The sequence below is a fragment of the Paenibacillus sp. IITD108 genome (assembly GCF_036541265.1).
Lineage (GTDB): Bacteria > Bacillota > Bacilli > Paenibacillales > Paenibacillaceae > Pristimantibacillus.
Map to the genome: position 1 here is coordinate 90,420 of NZ_JAZHCT010000018.1, position 20,077 is coordinate 110,496.

The window sequence follows — 20,077 nt, forward strand, 5'->3', positions numbered from 1 at the left end:
CCACTATCCCCCTTGCACAAACAGCCGCTTGCGCGCTGCTTTCCACATGCCGAAAATTGGCACTAACAGCACCAGAAACCATACGAACTGCAGTCCGAAGACGCCCATCGCTTCATGAAGCGGCGTTCTCCCCGTAAATACCGAGCTTGGCAAATACGTAATCGCCTGGAAGGGCAGCCATTGCATAATGGAAGATAACCAGCCTGGAAAAAAAGCAACTGGTATGACAACCCCTGAAAACAGATCGACCATCACTCGTTTCATACGCATCATGCCCTCATTATTTTCCACAAAGAAGGCAAACAAGCCTGTCAAAATATTTATCTGAGAATTAATCAAAAAGCTGAACAGCAGCATAACCGCATAAATAAGCCAAACCGTCGGATCGGTCGGAAGCTTCACAGGAAATATTAAGCATACGATAATCATTCCCGGCACCATAAACAATAACAGGCGGAACAAGCCTTCTCCGAAGCCCTGCATCATTTTGACAAGCAAATAAGAATAAGGACGAATAAACTGAATGGCGACACTGCCGTCCCGAATTTCATTAGCGATTTCACGATCCAAATTGTTAAAATAAAAAGCTCTTGCCATCCACGACACGGCAATATAAGTAGTCATCTGTGCCACAGTAAAGCCTGCCAGCGAATCCTGATCGCCATAGATCGCCTTCCACAAAAAATAATAAGCGCCAATATTAATGGCATAAATAATTATCCCGCTGTAGTAATTGACCCGGTAAGCAAGCATCGTTAAAAATCTGATTCGTATAAAATCCAAATAAGCGCTCATCATGCTAAGACAGGCTCCTTCGCTGCTGCCGCCGAGCCGGATTGATAGATTTCACGCACAATTTCATCCGTGTTTGTTTCGAATATTTTAATATCGCGGATTTCTGCTCCGCTTACTACTCGTCCCATTGCATCCGATACGCTGACGGCATGCGGCACAAACATTTTGGCTGTCACATCATTTTCGATGGACCAAGCGACATTCATTCCGACAGTCAGCTGCTGCAAATAGGCAAGCGACATCTGCTTCGCAAATTGGAATTGAATTTCCTTCCCTTTGCTCCAGCGCTGCTTCAGTTCGTCAAGTCCGCCATCATAAATAATTTTGCCATCATCAAGCATAACTACTCTCGAACAAAGCGCTTCGATATCCTGTAAATCATGCGTAGTCAACAGAATCGTAGTTCCCTGCTCCTTATTCATTTCCATAAGGAAATCTCTAATTTCCGTTTTAACTACAATATCAAGCCCTATAGTCGGCTCGTCCAAAAATAAAATTGAAGGATTATGAAGCAAGGAAGCGACCAGCTCGCATCTCATTCTTTGGCCAAGGCTGAGCTTTCTTACCGGACGATTAAGCAAATCAGCCAAATGCAGCCTTTCCACCAAATGATCGAGCCGCTTACGGAAATCCTGTTCGGATACGCTATATACCTTCCGCAATAGCTGAAAAGACTCAATGACACCAATATCCCACCATAGCTGCGAGCGTTGTCCGAATACGACGCCGATTTCCTTGACAAATTTTTCACGATCCTTATAGGGCACGTAACCGTTCACACGAAGCTGACCTGAAGTCGGCACTAAAATACCTGTCAGCATTTTGATCGTTGTCGATTTTCCCGCTCCATTCTCGCCAATATACCCGCAAATTTCGCCTTGCGGGATTTGAAAAGATATATCTTTAACCGCCAAAACCTCGCGATATTGTCGCTTAAACAAATCTTTTAGCGCACCCGAAAGTCCTTCGCGGTTTTTTTGTACCAAAAATTGCTTTCTTAAATCTTTTACGTCGATTGCTAGCATGACTTGCTTGAAACCCCTCTCTGTTCGACATTTCCTGGGAAATAGCGATGTTAAATGCGAAATTGGATAATAACTTGCAACGAGTCGCCATTCCGACTTATAATTTTATGATACCACACATCTGTTTACTCGGAGTGATGTCAATAAAACTCGTTTTGGGCAATAATAAGGAAGCAAGGTGAAACAGCTCCGTCGTCCTTTTTAAAATCTCTTCCACGTCTTTTTTTAAAGACGTACAGTTTTGTGTAGAAATATAGAACAAAAATAAAATTAAAATTTTCTTTTCTTATATTTTGAAAACTGTTGTTATTATAAAGCTTATGAAAAAGCGCTTATTTTGAAAGGAGCAGCACTCAAGCAAATGGAAACAAGATCAGGCAAGAGAAATAAAGAAAAAGAACACTCAAAATCTAAGAGGAAAAAGTTATATATCGGTTTATCTATTGCAGCAGGCATTATCATCGCCGCGGGTATTTATTGGGCGGTAGGGGTCTGGGGTGCTCTTGAAAAACTTAATCCTGGAGAAAACGACACTTTATTCCCTTCAGTTCCGCCAGATAAAGTAGTCGAAATTCCAAAATGGGAAGGCAAGGAGCGAGTTAATATTTTGCTGCTCGGCGTTGATGCGCGTGATGCACAGCCGGGTGAAACCGCACGTTCCGATTCAATGATGGTAGCTTCCCTTGATCCGACAACCAAAAAAGCGCATTTATTTTCTATTTTGCGTGATACGTATGCACCGATTGAAGGTTATGGAAAAGGCCGCATTAATACAGCTATTACACTTGGTGGTCCCCCACTGGCAATGAAAACAGTTGGCGATCTGCTCGGACTTGATATTCAATATTTTGTTTATACCGATTTTGAAGGCTTCAAGGCGCTGGTGGATACAATCGGCGGAGTTCATTTCGATGTAGAAAAAAATATGCGTTACAAAGATAATGCCGATGGCAATCGCTATGATATTGATTTGGAGAAAGGATATCAGTTGCTCGATGGAGATAAGGCTTTGCAATATGTTCGCTTCCGTCACGATGCAATGAGTGACTACACGCGAACAGAAAGACAGCGGAATTTCTTAAAAGCAGTAGCAAACGAATTGAAGTCCACTTGGAATATTTTAAAAATGAAAGAAATTCTTGAAAGCATTCAGCCATATGTCCGTATGAATTTAACTGATATTAACGATATTTGGAAGCTCGGACAGCTAGGCATGGAAATGAATATGAGCGGATCAGCTCAAATTCCGCCTATGGAGCTTGTGAAAGAAGAAAAAATTGGCGGCGCTGAGGTAATCGCCATTCGCAGTTACGATAAGCTGAAGGAATATGTGCAAGAAGTGCTTGCCAAAGACGATTCGCAGCCAGAGGCGACCGATGGTGAAGGCGGACAAGCAACTAATGAACCAGGCAGCTCTGGAACAAACAGCAGTACTCAGTAAAATTTGCGTGCGCCACTAACTATCTAGAAATGAAAGAGACGCTTCAACGCGTTAGTGTGCTTAAAAGTAATTTCATCTATTTTTATGGATTGCACATTCCAAGCTTTTATGGGCTTGGAATGTGTATTGTTGTTTAATAAACTAAATCTATAAGACTAGCACTCTTATAGATTTTCCGGGAAACGGTTCATCTTTAAACAAGTTCGCTCACCGTTTCTTCTTAATGGAGAGGAGATAATTATGATGCAAAGACCAAACTCTGAAGCACTGTACGCAGATGCATTAAAGCATATTGTAGGCGGGGTTAACAGCCCTTCCCGTTCTTACAAGGCTGTCGGCGGCGGTGCACCTACGTTTATGAAGCGTGCTGAAGGCGCTTATTTCTGGGATGTGGACGGCAATCGCTACATCGATTACCTGGCAGCTTATGGACCGGTCATTGCTGGACATGCCCATCCGCATATTACTGCGGCAATTGTAGAAGCTGCTCAAAACGGCACCTTATTCGGTACACCTACTGAGCTAGAGATTACACTTGCACGCATGCTAAAAGAAGCTATTCCGTCTATGGATAAAGTACGCTTTGTCAACTCAGGTACAGAAGCGGTTATGACGACCATTCGAGTAGCGCGCGCTTACACGAAGCGCAACAAAATTATTAAATTTGCCGGATGTTATCATGGTCACTCCGACCTTGTGCTTGTCGCTGCCGGCTCTGGCCCGTCTACGCTCGGCATTCCGGACAGCGCAGGCATTCCAACGAGCATTGCACACGAAGTAATTACAGTACCTTACAATAATTTGGATGCTTTGAAAGAAGCATTGGAGCGTTGGGGCGAGGATACCGCCGCCGTAATGGTAGAGCCTATCGTCGGTAACTTCGGCATGGTTATGCCGCATGAAGGCTTCCTTGAGGGGCTTTGCCGCATGACTCGCGAAGCAGGCGCACTCGTCATCTATGACGAGGTCATCAGCGCCTTCCGTTTCCATTACGGCTCATCCCAAACGTTCACAGCTTTCGCTGATCACGCTGCAATTGAACCGGATCTTACCGCGCTCGGCAAAATTATCGGCGGCGGCATGCCAATCGGCGCTTACGGCGGACGCAAAGAAGTAATGGAGCAAGTAGCGCCGCTTGGAGCAGCCTACCAGGCAGGCACGATGGCAGGCAACCCTGCATCCATCTCTGCCGGTATCGCTTGCCTTGAGGTGCTAGGCAAGCCAGGCGTATATGAGCAAATGGACAAGCTTGCTGTGAAGCTTGCAGACGGCCTGCGCGCCGCTGCTAGACAACATGATATTCCGCTAACCGTCAACCAAATCGTTGGCTCTCTGTCCACCCATTTCTGCGATCATCCAGTCACTAACTATGATGAAGCTCTGGACACAGACGGTGAGCGCTTCGGCAAGTTCTTCCGCTTGATGCTCGAGCAAAGCATCAACCTTGCCCCTTCCAAGTATGAGGCGTGGTTCCTGACCGTTGCCCATACAGAAGCGGATATCGATGCGACGCTTGAGGCTGCTGAGAAAGCTATGGGTAAGTTGTAGAGGATTCGATTCAAAATCTTAAATCACATAATTAATATATTGAGAATCATAAAAAGACCGTCGAATAGGCGGTCTTTTATGTCGTTAACTTTTATAAAATAACAGATTGATCACTCACATTTGCTTTTTCATAAATTCTAAGAAAGAGTTAATTAATCATCCTTACTGAGTATTTAATAAATCCATTATTAACTTTTTCAATGATGAGAACTCTTACTCCTGCTCCTCTCGATATATAATATTAGACTCCAGTTTAGAAATATTATTCTATCAACTGACGCCATTACCAATATCAGGGATGGGCTAGTCAATGACATAGAAGTAACGGATTATAAATATTTCAACAGCTATGCTATACTACCCAAGAAGAAACGCTGCGCGTCCTAAGCAAAGGATGTGCCATTTCTTAGTGAAATATAGGAATAGGTATAAGCTCAACGAATAAGCCAAACAAGCAGCCCAGTTGCCATTTGGCTCCGGCTCCCTTAAAAATCGTTTGCAGGAGAACTTTTAGTGATGCATAAAATTATGATAGTTGAAGATGATCCCAAACTCGCCTCTCTTATGTCCACCTCGCTCGCCAAATACGGCTATCACCCCGTTGTTATCGAGCAATTTGACCGTGTGCTGGACCAATTTAACGCCCACCGTCCCGACATGGTGCTGCTGGATGTAAATCTGCCGAGCTATGATGGCTATTACTGGTGCAGGCAGATTCGTTCCGTATCGACCTGTCCTGTACTGTTTATCTCCGCCCGCGCAGGTGAGATGGATCAGGTAATGGCGCTTGAAAATGGCGGTGACGATTACATTACGAAGCCGTTTCATAACGAGATCGCGATGGCCAAAGTTCGCAGCTTGCTGCGTCGTGCCTATGGCGAATATGCAACGAGCCGCGAACGCTGCGCCTCCTGGGGAGGGCTGAGCATCTTTCCCGAGCGGCTTGAGCTCGAGCTTGACGGACGCAATGTAATGGTAACGAAAAAAGAAGCGGACATTCTCGAGCTGCTGATCAAACGTGCCCCGCGTGTCGCCTCCCGGGATGAGCTGCTTGAACGGCTATGGGATGACCAGATGTTTGTCGATGAAAATACGCTAAACGTTAACATGGCACGTGTACGTAAAAAATTGCAGGAGCTTGGCATACAGGATGGCATCGAAACCGTGCGGGGCAGCGGCTACCGGCTAGTCGCCTCCTGGAGCGGATCAGGCGGTGAACGATGAGCCGACTCTTTCTGCGGGATCACCTTGCCTTGATTTTGCTTCAGCCTGTGCAATGGGCGCTTGTGCTGCTGATCTATTGGCTCGACGGCTATCGCAATCTGGCAGTGGCGTTCTATGCAGGCCTGCTAGGCATAGTGCTTTGCATCGGTTATCTCTCTTTTCGCTATGTCCAGTATAGCAGCTACTACAAGCGCCTGGCGGATCGGCCGAGCAGCCTGGATGCGATCATGCAGCCACTTGGGCATGCCCCGGTAGCCGAAGCGCTGCAGCAGCTTCTCGATAACCAATACACCCTCATGCAGGAGCAGCTGCATCAGGCCGAGAACCAGCAGAAGACCCATATGCTGTTTATGAATCAATGGGTGCATCAGATGAAAACCCCGATTGCAATTATGGACTTAACCCTTCAGGAAGAGCAAAGCATGCCTTATACCGCCAGTATGCGTGAAGAATTGGAGCGGCTGCGCCAAGGACTTGATACGGTGCTTTACGTTGCGCGACTGCAATCTTTTGAGCAGGATTTCCATGTGAAGACGGTATCGCTCACAAGCATTGCCGAACAGGCAGTGCATGAGCACAAGCGGCTGTTTATTCGCAGCCAAGTGTTCCCGGAGCTGGTTGGAAACCGTTCCATTCTCGTGCAAACGGATGAGAAATGGTTCATGTTCATGCTCGGACAGCTGCTTACCAATGCAATCAAATACAGCACTGGACCTACTAAAAAGGTCACTATCCGCATCTATGTAGATCTTAATCATGCGGCTGTGGAAATACGCGACCGTGGCATCGGTATTCCAAAAACCGATCTGAAGCGCGTCTGTGATCCGTTCTTTACGGGCGATAACGGACGGCAATTCCGGGAATCGACAGGCATGGGCCTTTATCTCGTCAAGCAAGCCAGCGAGAAGCTCGGGCATGAGCTGCAGCTCGAACCTGCCGTGGGCGAAGGTACAGTCGTACGCATCAAGTTTATGTCCTGGCAGCATGCAGCCAATATGTAACCAACCTTACACCGGTGTAAGGAAGATGAAAGCAAAATCGATAGTGACCGTACTGCCCCATTGCTATACTAAAGATACAAAGCTTACATGCAGCGCATGCAAGCACTTATTGGGGAGTGACGATTTATGGAAATGCTGCAGGTTAATAAAGTCAGTAAAGTATATGGGGACAAGCTCGCATACCGTGCATTGAATCAATTGAGCTTTTCGGTAGCACCTGGCGAATTTGTAGGGATCATGGGTCCTTCCGGCAGTGGCAAAACGACGCTGCTAAACATGATTGCAACGATCGATAAGCCGACTACCGGTGAAATAACAATTGGCGGCCGCAATCCACATGCGCTTGGCAAGCGGGAACTTGCCAAATTTCGCCGTAGAGAGCTCGGCTTTATTTTTCAAGATTTTAATCTGCTGAACACATTGACAGTAGCGGAAAATATCATCCTGCCGTTGACACTCGACGGCAAAAGCGTGCGCTACATGCGCGAGCAGCTGGAGGAAATTGCCCAGAAGCTCGGTATCACGCATATTCTCGACAAGCGTATCTTTGAAATTTCCGGTGGGCAAGCACAACGGGCAGCGATCGCTCGGTCGATCATCCATGCGCCGAAGCTGCTGCTGGCAGATGAACCAACCGGCAACCTCGATTCAAAGGCTGCGAAGGATGTCATGCTTACGCTTGAGGGACTTAACCGTCAAGACCGCAGCACGATGCTGCTCGTTACTCACGATGCCGTAGCGGCCAGCTATTGCAATCGGGTAATATTTATTAAAGACGGTACGCTCTACACGGAAATTCATCGCGGCGAACACCGCAAGGCGTTTTTTCAAACAATCATCGACACGCTGTCGCTGATGGGAGGCGATGCACATGACCTTTCGTCAATTCACATTCAATAATGTGCTGCGCAACAAGCGCCTGTATGCCGCCTATTTCCTGAGCAGCCTGTTTTCCGTGCTCATCTTCTTTGTCTATGCAATCTTTGCTTTTCACCCGAGCCTTGGAGATGACAATCTTGGCAATACGGTATCAACAGGGCTGCATACGGCAGAAGGCATCATCTATGTATTTTCCTTTTTCTTTATTCTTTACTCCATGGCTTCCTTCCTCAAGTCGCGCCAGCGGGAATTTGGCCTCATGATCATGCATGGCATGACGCCATTCCAGCTGCGCAAGATGATCTTCTGGGAAAATATGCTGATCGGGTGCGGTGCGACTGCCGGTGGCGTCGGTATTGGCATTATTTTTGCCAAAGCTATTTTGCTGCTCGCCGAAAATGTGCTGCGCCTGGATACTTCGCTGCCGTTTTATATCCCGGGCAAAGCGATGCTGCTAACCGTCTGCGCCTTTCTGGCGTTATTTGCCGTAATCTCTCTCTTTACAGTGTTTATGGTGCGCAACAAGGAGATTATCGAGCTGATCAAGGGCGGCAAAAAGCCGCGCCCGGAGCCGAAAGCTTCCTGGCTGCTGTCTTTGCTTGCCGTTTTGCTGATCGGCGGAGGCTATATCACATCCATCCTGGTAGAAGGAATGGTTGTTGTACTTGCTTTTATTCCCGTTACGATCATGGTTATCATCGGCACTTATTTTTTGTTCACCCAGCTAAGCGTGTTTATCATCACACGGCTGAAGCGGCGTCCAAACTTCTTCTGGCGCAAAACGAACTTGCTTACGCTTGCTGATCTATCCTTCCGCATGAAGGATAATGCACGCACCTTCTTCATCGTGTCGATCGTTTCGACTGTTGCGTTTTGCGCGATTGGCTCGCTATTTGGCTTCAAATCGATTATTACTCAGCAAATTACAGCAGGGCATCCGTTCGCCATCGAACTGGTCAACAATGCCGCCAAAACAACCGATCAATCAAATGAAATTAATGAAGTAAACCGTGTTCTCCAAGAGCTAAATATTTCTGGCAGTTATTTTACGCTTGATATGCATGCATGGTCTGTTAAAGAAGGCAAACCTATAACGATCGTACCAGAGAGCGTCTACAATCAGTTTGCGAGTGTAAAGCGATTGCCTTTGCTTGAGCTTAAAGAGGGCGAAAGTGCTGTTATATTCGATCCATTTTACGTGAATGTGAGAAATTATAATGTAAAGTCGAGCCATGAGCTGAAATCCGGTATGAAGATTAACCCTACGATCCACCTGGTGAAGAGCCCCATGCCTGATCAGATAGAGCCCGTCTTTATTATTCCGGATACGCAATATAGCAGCTTGCCGCCTGCGAACGAGAAAACCAATTACGCGATGTGGGATATTCCAAGCCGCAGCGATGAGTTGAAAGCCGGCGAGGCGATAAGCAGCAATCAGCTCCTAACCGATAGCGACTCCAATATTTATACGGTAGCCTTTGCAGTCACTCAAGTTTTGCGTGTCTATTATGCAGTGCTGTTTATTGGCCTATTTATCGGTGTCGTTTTCTTCGTCGCAGCAGGCAGCTTCTTGTACTTCCGCTTGTACACCGACCTTGACGATGACAAACAAAAATTTGCGGCAATTGCCAAAATCGGCCTCTCCGCCGGTGAGCTGTCTAAGGTCATCACACGCCAGCTGATCCTGCTCTTTTTCGCACCGATTGCCGTCGCGCTCGTGCACGGCATTATCGCACTGGGCGCTTTGCAAAATATGTTTTACTCCAGCATCTTCAAGGAGTCTGTGATGGTGCTCGGCAGCTTCCTTGCGATTCAGATTGTGTATTTCCTGCTTGTGCGCTATTTCTATGTATTGAATATTCGACGCAGCTGTAATCTTTGAGATGTGATGTAGCAAGGCCGTTCCCGGGTTGGGACGGCCTTTTGTTGTACGGATGAAGTTATGCACTAGTTTTAAAGCTATTTTCAATCGGTTTTGTATATTTCATTATAATTTTTCTATTTTTATGGTAAATAAGCGAAAATTGCTCAATTTTAAGGGTCGATATTATACACCTTTTTCGTACATCTAAATGGCCCATTCCTAATATTCATCTATAAATTTCTCATCTCATAGATTTTTTGCAAGGTTTTTAGATGTATTAATTTAGCTTCTGGCGACTCAGCGAATTTATACCACTCCACAAGCCTGTATCCGAACATAACAAGGATTAGTTCATAGATACAATGATCAGATATATGGGACACATCCGCATATTCTGAAAAACCCCTGTAATATGCCGGAATGCATTTTTTGTAATATTCAACCATATGAAAGACGTCCGCTTCATCCGTTATTAAACTCGCGATATCCTCACCCATGTATCCCCATCCGGCGGTATCCCAATCGATAAGCACGATCTTACTATCCGAGTAGAATATATTTTCCACCCAAAAATCTCTGTGGCAAAGCACTATTGGCAGCTTTTCAATACGACCGAATATTTCATCTGCATTGTTATCGATGTTTATGAGCATTGTACACAGGTGCTTCGGAATTTCACAGTCATCGGAGCGTATATAATCATACAAAACATTCCATGACCGATACCTCAGATAGTAATTTTTCATAAACTCAACCTTGCTTAAATTGGACAGATTCTGCAATACTTTTGGTCGTTCAATATATAATTTACCTTGAAATCGCCCCAGTTCCTCGGCTATATGTTCATACATTTCCGCAGTCAGATTTAAGCCCGACACACCATCAATATATTCCATCCACAGTTGAATCTCATCGTCATTTATTTCAGCGTGATAACACTCCGGACAACGGAACGAATCGAAGAAAACCTTTTTGAAATCCGACGCATAAAGGTCGTACTCCCTTCGCCATGAATCCGGATCACCATAACGCTCAAATTTTTTCTGTGTTTTCCAAACTATTTTATATGGCAGATTTTCGCCATCGAAGGTTTCAACCATGCCTGTTACAAGCCGAACATCTCCTATTGTCCCGCCTTGCAACTCTTTGATTTGATAATCTGCGCGGACTATCGTCTTATCGAGCATTTTACTCAAAACAAGCGTTAGTATTTCGGGTTTTACATATCTTTCATCATGATTGTTCATGTTCATTTCTTGTTTCCTCCTTTTTTACTCTTATGTCGCATAGCAATCGACTTTTGCCATGCCCGTTTATCTATGAGATATCCTGATTTATCATCCACAAATTTGTTTTCCCGCTTCTGTACAAGGTATCGCTCCCAATGCTCTTGCGCCAATGATCCATCGGCAAGGGCGGCCAAAACTGCGCAGCCTGGCTCCGTCTGATGGCGGCAGTCCTTGAAACGACACTGTGTAAATAATTCCTCCACATCGTTAAATCCCGCGCTGATCCCGTCATCTGCACCGAACAGCCCAAGCTCACGCATACCTGGCGTATCAATAACCATTGTGCCGGAAGGAAGCATAAAAAGCTGGCGATGCGTTGTTGTGTGCCGTCCCCGGCTGTCAGCCTCGCGGATGTCCTTGACAGTCATCACTTCCTGATTCATCAAGGTGTTTAGCAGCGAGGATTTTCCTACTCCGGACATGCCGAGGAATACCACGGTTTTTCCTGGTTGCAGATATTTACTCAACCCGTCTAGCCCAATACCGGTGTGACTGGAAACTGCGTGTACCGGCACATCAGGAGCGGTTTTCTGAACCTCAGCTAACGGTATGCTGAAATCCGGGGTCAAGTCAGCTTTTGTTAAGATGACGACAGGCTGGCCACCGCTCTGCCGTGTCTGTGTCAGATAACGCATGATGCGGCTAATCTTGAAATCCCAGTTCAGGGACGACACGATAAATACGTAATCAAAGTTCGTTGCTACGACTTGTTCCAGTATGGTTTTGACATACCCTGCTGCGTGTCCCGAATAGTCAGCGCGGGAAAATTTTGAGCGGCGAGGCAGCAATTTGGCAATGCGCGAGGCACCGTTTTCGTTGTATTCTAGAAATACAAAATCGCCAACGTACGGAAAATCCTCTCGAGTCCCGGCACTGTGGTACAACGCGCCCTTCAATACAGCCGTCACTTCTCCTCGTTCGGTGATGACGGTATATTGATCTCGCTGAAGTTCCGTAACCCTTCCGGGTATTAAACCTGTTGGCGGCGTTTCGGCTTCTATATAGCCGTATTGTTTCAAATCAATCATTGAACCGATCTCTCCTAATATTAAAGTTGTTTTTGGGCACAAAAATACCGCGAACAAGCAGCCTCCTAAGAAGCTGCTGTTTCGCGGCGAAAAGCCAAAATTCGGCTTATAATCAAAAAGGGATACGACCTTCATCGTATCCCGCTAACAGCAGTATTCACGAAAGGTTACTGTTTACGGCATAGCAAAAAAACACGGGTGATATTCCCGGTTGCTCTCATTCCAAGCTATCTTCAAAGATTGGAATTTACTATGCCACATATTTGGTTAAGTTAAAACCACCAATACCATATAAGCAGTCATTAAAAACATCTCCTTTCGCGGGAAAAAGTGGAAATACAATTTACATCTATAGTGTGACATAGCTCTTTATGAGAAATCAATAGGAAATTGTATAAAATTTGAAATCGGAGCAGATCCTTATCGAGATCCCAAAAGGCAGGTTCTACCTGTGGCGGCTGCATCTCCATCGTGAGCAATACAGGATTTTCGAGCCGCGCGTCCACGCTTCAGGCCGAATCAAACAAACGCCTTTTTCGTTGCGGCTCATGTTCGGAACCCAACCTGCTCCCACCGTTACACCTCTGGCGTAAAGTCGCTCTGGCTCGCCCTTTACATCAATGTCCAAAGCCGCGCCCGGCCAGCGAAGCAACGTATCCCCTTCTGCGGAAGTGGAAAGTATGCAAAAAAAGTACCCACAGCCCGCACACCTGTTTTTCAAAGTGATAGTCTATGGGTACCAGTGTATTTATTTATGTGTTTATTTTAGATCTTCAAATTTTAATTGATCTCTGACTTTCTTTGGTATCGCATATGGGTCTCTTTCGATAAGGGGTTGAGCATCTTTAAGTGCTGAAATTGGCAGCTTACCCTTATTAAAATCTTGCACAATTTGGGACATTCTTTGATATTCTGACCTACTAATTTTTGTTGGTGTAGAATCACTGTTAGCATATTGGGCATAGCCAACTGCTAATCCACCACCCATAACTAGAGCAGTTATAATAGTAGTAGTCAACATTACTCTCTTCAAAGTCCCCCTCCTTTCATCTGGTATTGTCTCTTCATAATATTGACGAATTTATTAAAAAAAGGTTTCGAATCAATTACCGCAACACATTGTACTTGCTTGTTTGGGGGTAGTTTTCATTCTTAACATGAACTCTATGATATGCAAAGAAAAATTATATGAGAGCATGATGTACTATTTCGACTGTGTTGACGCTTCAGAATATTAATCGTTTATTGCTGAAATTGAAGTTATATTTGAACGCTGAGTGAAAGGCCACCTTCTTTTAAATCCTTGAAGGAGGCCTTTTAAGCCGATTTGTTGTTGTTCCCCATGTTATCAAATTCACCTCGTAAAAAACAGAACACCGCGTTATTACACACATATGTATAAAGATTCAACGTTAACCAATTCGCCAATTCCCCTTCATACGTATCCTCATTAATAAACCATCCTAAACTTTTTAGTTCTAAAACTGTATACTGACCTCTAACGGTTGCATGAGACGCTAATCCGCCTAAAAAACCGTATTATAAATTCTAACGGTTCCAGGAGAGCTTAATTGCCTAAAATCAAGCAAAATAAGCTAAATATTCGTAAATAGCGTTGATGGCAACCGTTAAAATTTTAAAACGGCTATTTTTCGTAAAATAGCGCTCTTCACATCCGTTACAGTTTCGTTCATCATTTCCCACCCTGTGCAATAAACAAAAGGTCTACCTAAGATAAATATACTTAGATAGACCATTCCCACGTTACTCCATCACTTTATGTTGCACCGTTACTCTCGCTTTATGTTTCGCCGTTACCCTCTTCCTTCATGTTTCGCCCAATGTATTACCTACATCCCCCTACGCAACCCGTACCTTCACCACTGCTTTCTTAACTTGCGCTGGCTGATCAACAGAAAGACAAGGCATATGTGCATCACCCGGATAAAATACAGCAAAGCTCCCTTGTTCAACTTTCAGGAAGTTTCCGTCTCCTTCAAGAACAACGTAATCTTTCTCGTCCAAATGATCTTCCGTCAGCACCAAATTTTCGATGTGAGCAACGCCCATAAGCTCGGAGCCTTCAACCATATATTGAATATCGGTGTAGGTACGATGGGCTTCCCAAAAACCTTCATCTAACGAGCGCGTATCGTACGTTTGGATAAGCAGGAAAATATCTTCTCCCTCAATTTCATATTTTCCGGGTGCCATGTCAGCGATCGGATGGGTTTGCAAATATTGAAAAGCATAATCGATGTTGGGATGCAATCCTTTATACAAGCCTGCGTTTTTCAGTTGATCCATGATCATTGGCAAAATCTCCTCTTATGTTATAATTTCTATTTCCCAGTATACGATATTTACACGATTCCACGTATAAGTAATAAAAATACGATTGCCGTCTGCAAGGATGGCTGGATAAGAAAACTCGCCGTCTTCGTCCTCCAATACGAATTCTGAATCCCAAGTTACCCCATTATCTTTGGAAACACGCAGCACAAGCGGCGATCGTTTCCCCCAATTAATTTCCACCGGGTTATACGCCAACACTAGCATGCCATTCCAAAGCTTGACCAGATCTATGCCGCTATTATTATTCGGAAGCGCCGTTGGGTAGGGATCACACCAAGAAGCTCCATAATCAGTAGAGTCACTTCGATAGATTTTCCCCTCACTGCTTCTCAGTAGCATATGAACAATGCCAGGCTGGGACTCCCATAATGTCGGCTGAATAACGCCACGTCCTGCAAAGGATTGCTCGGTTACCTTTATCTCAACATCAGGCGCTTGAGAGGTGTACGCAATATTGGCAAGCATGATCTCGCCGCTTCGTATCCACTCTTCGCCTTCATTTGTCGACTTATCCACGAATGCCTTCCAAATACCTTCTTCGGTAGATGCTGGTGCAAGCCAGCTTCCATCAGATAACACGATCATTTTGTTGCGGACAGGCCCTCTGCCGCCGCGATCACCCTGCACCAGCTCTTGAGGCTGCGACCAATTCCGGCCATCGCCGGACGTTTTAATTAAGGTAGACCAGCTCTTAATCCATCGCCCGATTTTATAAAATAACAACAGCTCTCCATCGGCTTTACGAAATAAGACTGGATTCCAATGCGGCGTATCAGCCTGATCAGCAATTAACATGGGGGCACTCCAATGACCAGAACTGCTTCTAATCGAACCCCAAATCGCTACATCATCCGCACCTTCTGCTGATCCGCCAAACCAGACTGCTAATACCTCGTTATTGGGAAGCAGTGCAAGATGAGAGGCATGACAGCTGGCGAACGGCCGTTGATCCGGTATCACCAATTGTTTAGCTAATTTTTTATACATAACAATCCCCCTAAACCTATTGTGCATGCTCAAGCCGGAACGGAACTGAGGAGGGTGTCGATTCATTGTGGATAGGGCCACAAGCAATCGAAAGAGATGCTACTGCGATCAAGATTGGGATTCCGACCGCTGTTGTAGTCCAATTTTTTTGATTAAGTAATCCCTGTAAAAGATAAAATTGGCCTACAAAGGCGGACGCTGCCGCTTCTCCATTCCCAATCCTGCTCTCCGTTCCCCTTTCTTATTGCTTATCAATAGTTGCCCACAATGAATCGACACCCCCCGTGTTCTCAGACGTTGTTAATCGTACTGCCTTGCAAATAGCTTTGTATATTATTAATACAAATAGTCATAAGTCTTGAACGCGCCTCTTTACTCGCCCATGCCACATGAGGGGTAATGATACAGTTTTTTGCATGTATCAACGGATTATCTGACCGAGGTGGTTCTGTCGATAGTACGTCTAAGCCTGCGCCGGCTATTTTGCCTGTAAACAATGCATCTGCAAGGTCTTGCTCTACGATAAGCCCGCCTCTGGATGTATTCAGCACAATCGCTTGATTTTTCATACGGGCAATCGTGCTGCGATTAATGAACCCTTCTGTATCTTTTGTCAATGGGCAATGCAGGCTTATGATATCAGACTCTGCAAGAAATTTATCTATTTCCACATAGGTTTCGCCATACAGCGATGTTGCGGGAGAAGACTTACGGCTAACGCAAAGGACCCTCAAGCCTAATGCAGCAGCGATTCTTCCAACCTGTTGCCCGATCAGGCCATGCCCAAATATACCTATTGTTTTACCATAAAGCTCAGTTAGCGGAGCAATTATAAAACAAAAATCCGGGGATGCCGTCCAATTTCCTTGCTTAACTGCATCTGCATGAGGCTGTACTTGATTGAACAAGGCGAGAAGCAGCGCTATCGTATGCTGCGCTACGGAGTAAGTGCTGTAATCAGGAATATTCGTCACGATAATTTCCCGTTCTTTGGCCGCTTGTATATCCACAATGTTATAACCGGTTGCAAGAACACCTATATAGCGCAAATGTGGCAGGCACTCCAGGGTTTCTCTAGTTATTGGTGTTTTATTCGTCAGAATAATTTCAGCGTCAATAGAGCGTTCTACAATTTCTTGTGATGAGGTCCGGTCGTACACCGTTACATCACCCAGCTCTCGCAAACCATCCCAGCTCAAATCACCCGGGTTTAAAGTAAATCCATCAAGCACAACAATCTTCATATTTCCATTCTCCTTCAGCTTTTCCATCTGACTGCATTACTTTCCATCTGGCAGTTGCTCGGCTAGCCGTTTTGAAAGCCGCTGCAGCTGCTCAACCTCCAGCCGATGAGTTGGTGTGAAAGCCGTATAATCTTGCGTTCGGCTTATATTATTTGTAAAGTTTCCTTCCAGCATTTGATAATACTTGGCATTGACAGGATATAATTGCTTCTCTATAAGGGATGCCATACTTAATTGATCACTCAGCTGTTTGGCTTCCACCGGCCTATCGCTATAGTTTCTAGTTAACCAAACATAAAGCTCTGGGTGAAAATTAGCCATAACACCGCTATATCCTGCAATTCCTAGCTTTAAGCTGTCGAGCAGCGTTGCCGTATTCGCGTTGTAAATTTTGAGCCCAGTGCCTTGTACGGCTTCTAGCTTTTCTGTTATATTCTCCATATCGCAGCTTGTATCCTTCAAGAAAAAGAAGCGCCCCGTTTCGGCGCACCATCTCAGCAACGATGGCGACATCACACGTTTGTAAGGCGAAGGACATTCGTAGAAGCCCAGCGGAATATGATCAGGGATATGCTTCAACAGTCTTTCCAGATTTCCCTTGAACACTTCATCGGATTCATGCTGCTGCACGAGCCGGTTAGTGATCAGCACTAAAGCATCGATTCCTGTACCGCACATCGCCTTAAGCTCTTTTACCTGCTCCTCGAACGTATCCGCTATATGGCCGGAAGCTATGACAGGCACACGTCCCTTTGCTTTTTCCATAATAAATCTGGCAAGCTCCACCCTCTCATCCAGGCTAAGCTTAAACATTTCACTAGACTGGCATACTGCGAACAAGCCGTCAACCTTATGCTGAATATACCACTCCACCAGCTTTTCCAATGCCGTATAATCAACTTCATTTGATGCTGTAAAGGGAGTAATCATCGTCGGAAATACACCGTTCGGCAATTGCTTATTCATCACTCAATCCTCTTTTCTTATCTTTTCAATTTGCGGTAGTCTAGAGGCGTAATGCCTTCATATTTTTTGAAAAGTCTAATAAACGTAGTTCTGCTATAAATGCCCACCTGCTGCGAAATGGTGTTAATCGTCAAATCAGTCTCGATCAGCAGCTCCTTGGCTTTGTAAATGCGGTGTCTGCTAATATAATTAGTAAGATTGATTTCTGTCTTCTCATGAAACACTCTAGAAATATATTTAGCGGAAACGCCCATTTCTTCGGCGATTTTCTCCAAATATAAATCTTGATGATAATTTTCCTCGATATATTTAATAATCATCGATATTAAAGTGTTAGATTTGTCAGCTGGCTTATTGGGCATTTGCTCAATGATTTGATAGAAAAATTGATTCAGCAAACGTTTTTTCTCGTTAACATTAGGCAGAGATTCTGATTTTGTGCTTAAAATAATATGTTCCTCTTCTTTAATTACATTTTGAACATCGATCCCGATTTCCGCCAAAAATCTGCAGCCCGTATTGTACATTTCCGATACTAAGGAGGATATCCCGAGATGAGTGACTGCTGCGCCATTTTTATCTAATATTTCATCTACTTTATTTTTTAAGCTTTCGAAATTCCGGGATTTAAGGCAATTAATAATAATATTTTCATCCATAAAAGAGTAAGAATAGTTCATCGAAACCGTAGGGAGCTCCCCCGCATCGATTAACTGAAAGTCATTGTTCTGATCTGCAGCTTCCAGCGCATACATGGCGTCTGCATAAGAGCTTTTAATCCCCGGAATGTCGCTGTATGTTCTTCCTTTGCCAATATGGATAAAGCAATACTTTGAGTCATAGCTAAAAGTATCCAGCAGCCTCTCCAATGCTGCCGTCACTTGCGAGCTGCAGTCCTCACTCTTTACATTAAATATGCAGATGTAAAACTGCTGCTCTTCCTCAAGCACATACGCATCAACCCTTGGCTGAAGAGTGGCCCATATAATATTTTTTATTTTCTCTAATATGACAAGCCGATCGGTATCTTGAATTTCACTATAAAAAGCCGGTTTAAATCCGAACTTGATATTACAGCATAAATAATTGGCATGAGAAAACAGCAGCTTTTCATGCAAGATCCGGTGCAGCTCATTACGATCCTTCAATGAAGCATTCCCGTGAAGAAACTTTAACAATATTTGATCCTTATAATGAATGGAGACGGTTTCCAGCTCGCTTCTGAATTTATGATTAAACTCCAGTAATTGATGAATGCCTTTTCCAATAACTTCGAACTCATTGTATTTGGTCAAGTAACGGTCTGCCAATATGGATTCCTCATTTTTGCTAAGCAGGATATCACGAATGCGCTTGATTGGATTGTACAAATTAAAAGTAAAGATGAATGAAAAAATTATTCCCGCAATAAATAGAACGAAACAGACGATAAGAATCCATGTAAAAATATAATCCGTCTGCTTTCGGAGTTCTGCTTCGGACACAATGGCGTAATAATTCCAGCCATAGCTTTCTGATTTAACAGAAATAACAGTACTTCTTACACCGTCAATATCCATTTCCCCATACTCCGAAGATCCGAGTGCAAAATAATCCGTTATGAATTGCATCGCGTCTGTACTTAATTCACGATTGTGCTTGCTTAAAACGACGTTATTTAAATGATCTGTAACTAAAAAAGAACTAGAGCCAGTCACCGCATTATTTTGCAGCATTTCATGAATCATACCTACCGATATCGTTGTTACCAGTATCACTTTGTTGCCATTTACAATTTCCATCAATACGAGCGGAATAACATTTTTCCGGCTGCCGTTATTGGTCTTTACTTCCGACCTCTCTAAAAATTCAATAGATTTTTCGGTTTGCAGCTTATCCTGCCAATACTCGTAATTGTATTCTTTAAAGTTATATAACCGGTCAAAATAATCACGAAAATCATCAAGGCCGCTTCCCGTATACACCTTTACCCCATCAGCAATCAAAAAGAGATTATCAATGATAGCGCTTAAATTATTTCTGATTCGCAATAATCGCTGCGGGATTTCAGACATATAGACACGATCTAGTTGGCCGTATTCTCCATAGGGAAGCAAATGAAGATTTTGCTCATAAAAAATATTCATGCTCGTTTCTTGTACGGTGCGCATATAAATATCCATCGTATTAGCCGATGACTGCAGATTCATATGTATTTTTTCGATATTTTCTGTTTTAATACGGCTATTTACATTAATATAAAAGGCAACGCTAATGATGATAACAGGAAGCAGCAAGGACAAAAAATATAATAAAATGCGAAAGAATAAATGATTCAACCCAAAAATCGGACTTTTTAAACGTTTCATTTTGGACCTATTCCCCCCCAGATGCTCGACGGCTGGCAGCTGCCATATATATTGCGAGTTCCTACTATTAGTAAGCAGCTATG

16 protein-coding genes are annotated in these 20,077 nt (G+C 44.3%); 6 read left to right on the plus strand and 10 right to left on the minus strand.

What is annotated here, in order from left to right; all coding sequences use genetic code 11:
* Window positions 1–3: 3 nt before the first annotated feature.
* On the minus strand, window positions 4–798 hold the full coding sequence (locus V1L65_RS16735; RefSeq protein ID WP_331700351.1) for an ABC transporter permease: 795 nt from the start codon (window positions 796–798) through the stop codon (window positions 4–6).
* The gene (locus V1L65_RS16740) at window positions 795–1,820 is read right to left on the minus strand and encodes an ABC transporter ATP-binding protein (RefSeq protein ID WP_331700352.1); all 1,026 of its coding nucleotides are present in this window, start codon (window positions 1,818–1,820) and stop codon (window positions 795–797) included. The genes V1L65_RS16735 and V1L65_RS16740 overlap by 4 nt, the downstream gene beginning before the upstream one ends.
* A gap of 361 nt (window positions 1,821–2,181) precedes the next feature.
* On the opposite strand from V1L65_RS16740, the gene V1L65_RS16745 reads away from it, so the two are divergent.
* The 6 genes from V1L65_RS16745 to V1L65_RS16770 all read left to right on the plus strand — a co-directional run bounded on the left by V1L65_RS16745 (window position 2,182) and on the right by V1L65_RS16770 (window position 9,795).
* Complete coding sequence (locus V1L65_RS16745; protein WP_432506424.1) at window positions 2,182–3,261, plus strand: LCP family protein; 1,080 nt, start codon at window positions 2,182–2,184, stop codon at window positions 3,259–3,261.
* A 243-nt stretch (window positions 3,262–3,504) separates the two neighbouring features.
* The gene (locus tag V1L65_RS16750; protein WP_331700387.1) at window positions 3,505–4,809 is read left to right on the plus strand and encodes a glutamate-1-semialdehyde 2,1-aminomutase; all 1,305 of its coding nucleotides are present in this window, start codon (window positions 3,505–3,507) and stop codon (window positions 4,807–4,809) included.
* Between the two features lie 516 nt (window positions 4,810–5,325).
* Window positions 5,326–6,033, plus strand: a complete 708-nt coding sequence (locus V1L65_RS16755; protein ID WP_331700388.1) for a response regulator transcription factor — start codon at window positions 5,326–5,328, stop codon at window positions 6,031–6,033.
* Window positions 6,030–7,034, plus strand: coding sequence for a sensor histidine kinase (locus tag V1L65_RS16760; RefSeq protein ID WP_331700354.1), 1,005 nt, complete (start codon window positions 6,030–6,032; stop codon window positions 7,032–7,034). Before V1L65_RS16755 ends, V1L65_RS16760 begins: the two co-directional genes overlap by 4 nt.
* A gap of 132 nt (window positions 7,035–7,166) precedes the next feature.
* Window positions 7,167–7,934 carry an ABC transporter ATP-binding protein gene (locus V1L65_RS16765; RefSeq protein ID WP_331700355.1) on the plus strand — a complete coding sequence of 256 codons (768 nt, stop codon included), beginning with the start codon at window positions 7,167–7,169 and terminating at the stop codon, window positions 7,932–7,934.
* Window positions 7,906–9,795, plus strand: a complete 1,890-nt coding sequence (locus V1L65_RS16770) for an ABC transporter permease (protein WP_331700356.1) — start codon at window positions 7,906–7,908, stop codon at window positions 9,793–9,795. Before V1L65_RS16765 ends, V1L65_RS16770 begins: the two co-directional genes overlap by 29 nt.
* 212 nt (window positions 9,796–10,007) lie before the next feature.
* On the opposite strand, the gene V1L65_RS16775 is transcribed toward V1L65_RS16770, so the two are convergent.
* From V1L65_RS16775 to V1L65_RS16810, 8 genes are all read right to left on the minus strand, one after another.
* Window positions 10,008–11,024, minus strand: a complete 1,017-nt coding sequence (locus V1L65_RS16775) for an aminoglycoside phosphotransferase family protein (protein WP_331700389.1) — start codon at window positions 11,022–11,024, stop codon at window positions 10,008–10,010.
* Between the two features lie 2 nt (window positions 11,025–11,026).
* Window positions 11,027–12,094: a ribosome small subunit-dependent GTPase A gene (gene rsgA, locus V1L65_RS16780; protein ID WP_331700357.1), complete on the minus strand. Its 1,068-nt coding sequence runs from the start codon at window positions 12,092–12,094 to the stop codon at window positions 11,027–11,029.
* A gap of 760 nt (window positions 12,095–12,854) precedes the next feature.
* Window positions 12,855–13,127, minus strand: coding sequence for a hypothetical protein (locus V1L65_RS16785; RefSeq protein WP_331700358.1), 273 nt, complete (start codon window positions 13,125–13,127; stop codon window positions 12,855–12,857).
* Window positions 13,128–13,954: 827 nt separating this feature from the next.
* Entirely contained in the window at window positions 13,955–14,407 is a 453-nt protein-coding gene (locus tag V1L65_RS16790; RefSeq protein WP_331700359.1) for a YhcH/YjgK/YiaL family protein, read from the minus strand.
* Window positions 14,408–14,422: 15 nt separating this feature from the next.
* Window positions 14,423–15,436, minus strand: a complete 1,014-nt coding sequence (locus V1L65_RS16795; RefSeq protein ID WP_331700360.1) for a sialidase family protein — start codon at window positions 15,434–15,436, stop codon at window positions 14,423–14,425.
* A 290-nt stretch (window positions 15,437–15,726) separates the two neighbouring features.
* Window positions 15,727–16,680: a D-2-hydroxyacid dehydrogenase gene (locus V1L65_RS16800; protein WP_331700361.1), complete on the minus strand. Its 954-nt coding sequence runs from the start codon at window positions 16,678–16,680 to the stop codon at window positions 15,727–15,729.
* A gap of 36 nt (window positions 16,681–16,716) precedes the next feature.
* Window positions 16,717–17,646 carry a dihydrodipicolinate synthase family protein gene (locus V1L65_RS16805; RefSeq protein WP_331700362.1) on the minus strand — a complete coding sequence of 310 codons (930 nt, stop codon included), beginning with the start codon at window positions 17,644–17,646 and terminating at the stop codon, window positions 16,717–16,719.
* A gap of 17 nt (window positions 17,647–17,663) precedes the next feature.
* Complete coding sequence (locus tag V1L65_RS16810) at window positions 17,664–19,994, minus strand: helix-turn-helix domain-containing protein (RefSeq protein WP_331700363.1); 2,331 nt, start codon at window positions 19,992–19,994, stop codon at window positions 17,664–17,666.
* Window positions 19,995–20,077 lie beyond the last annotated feature (83 nt).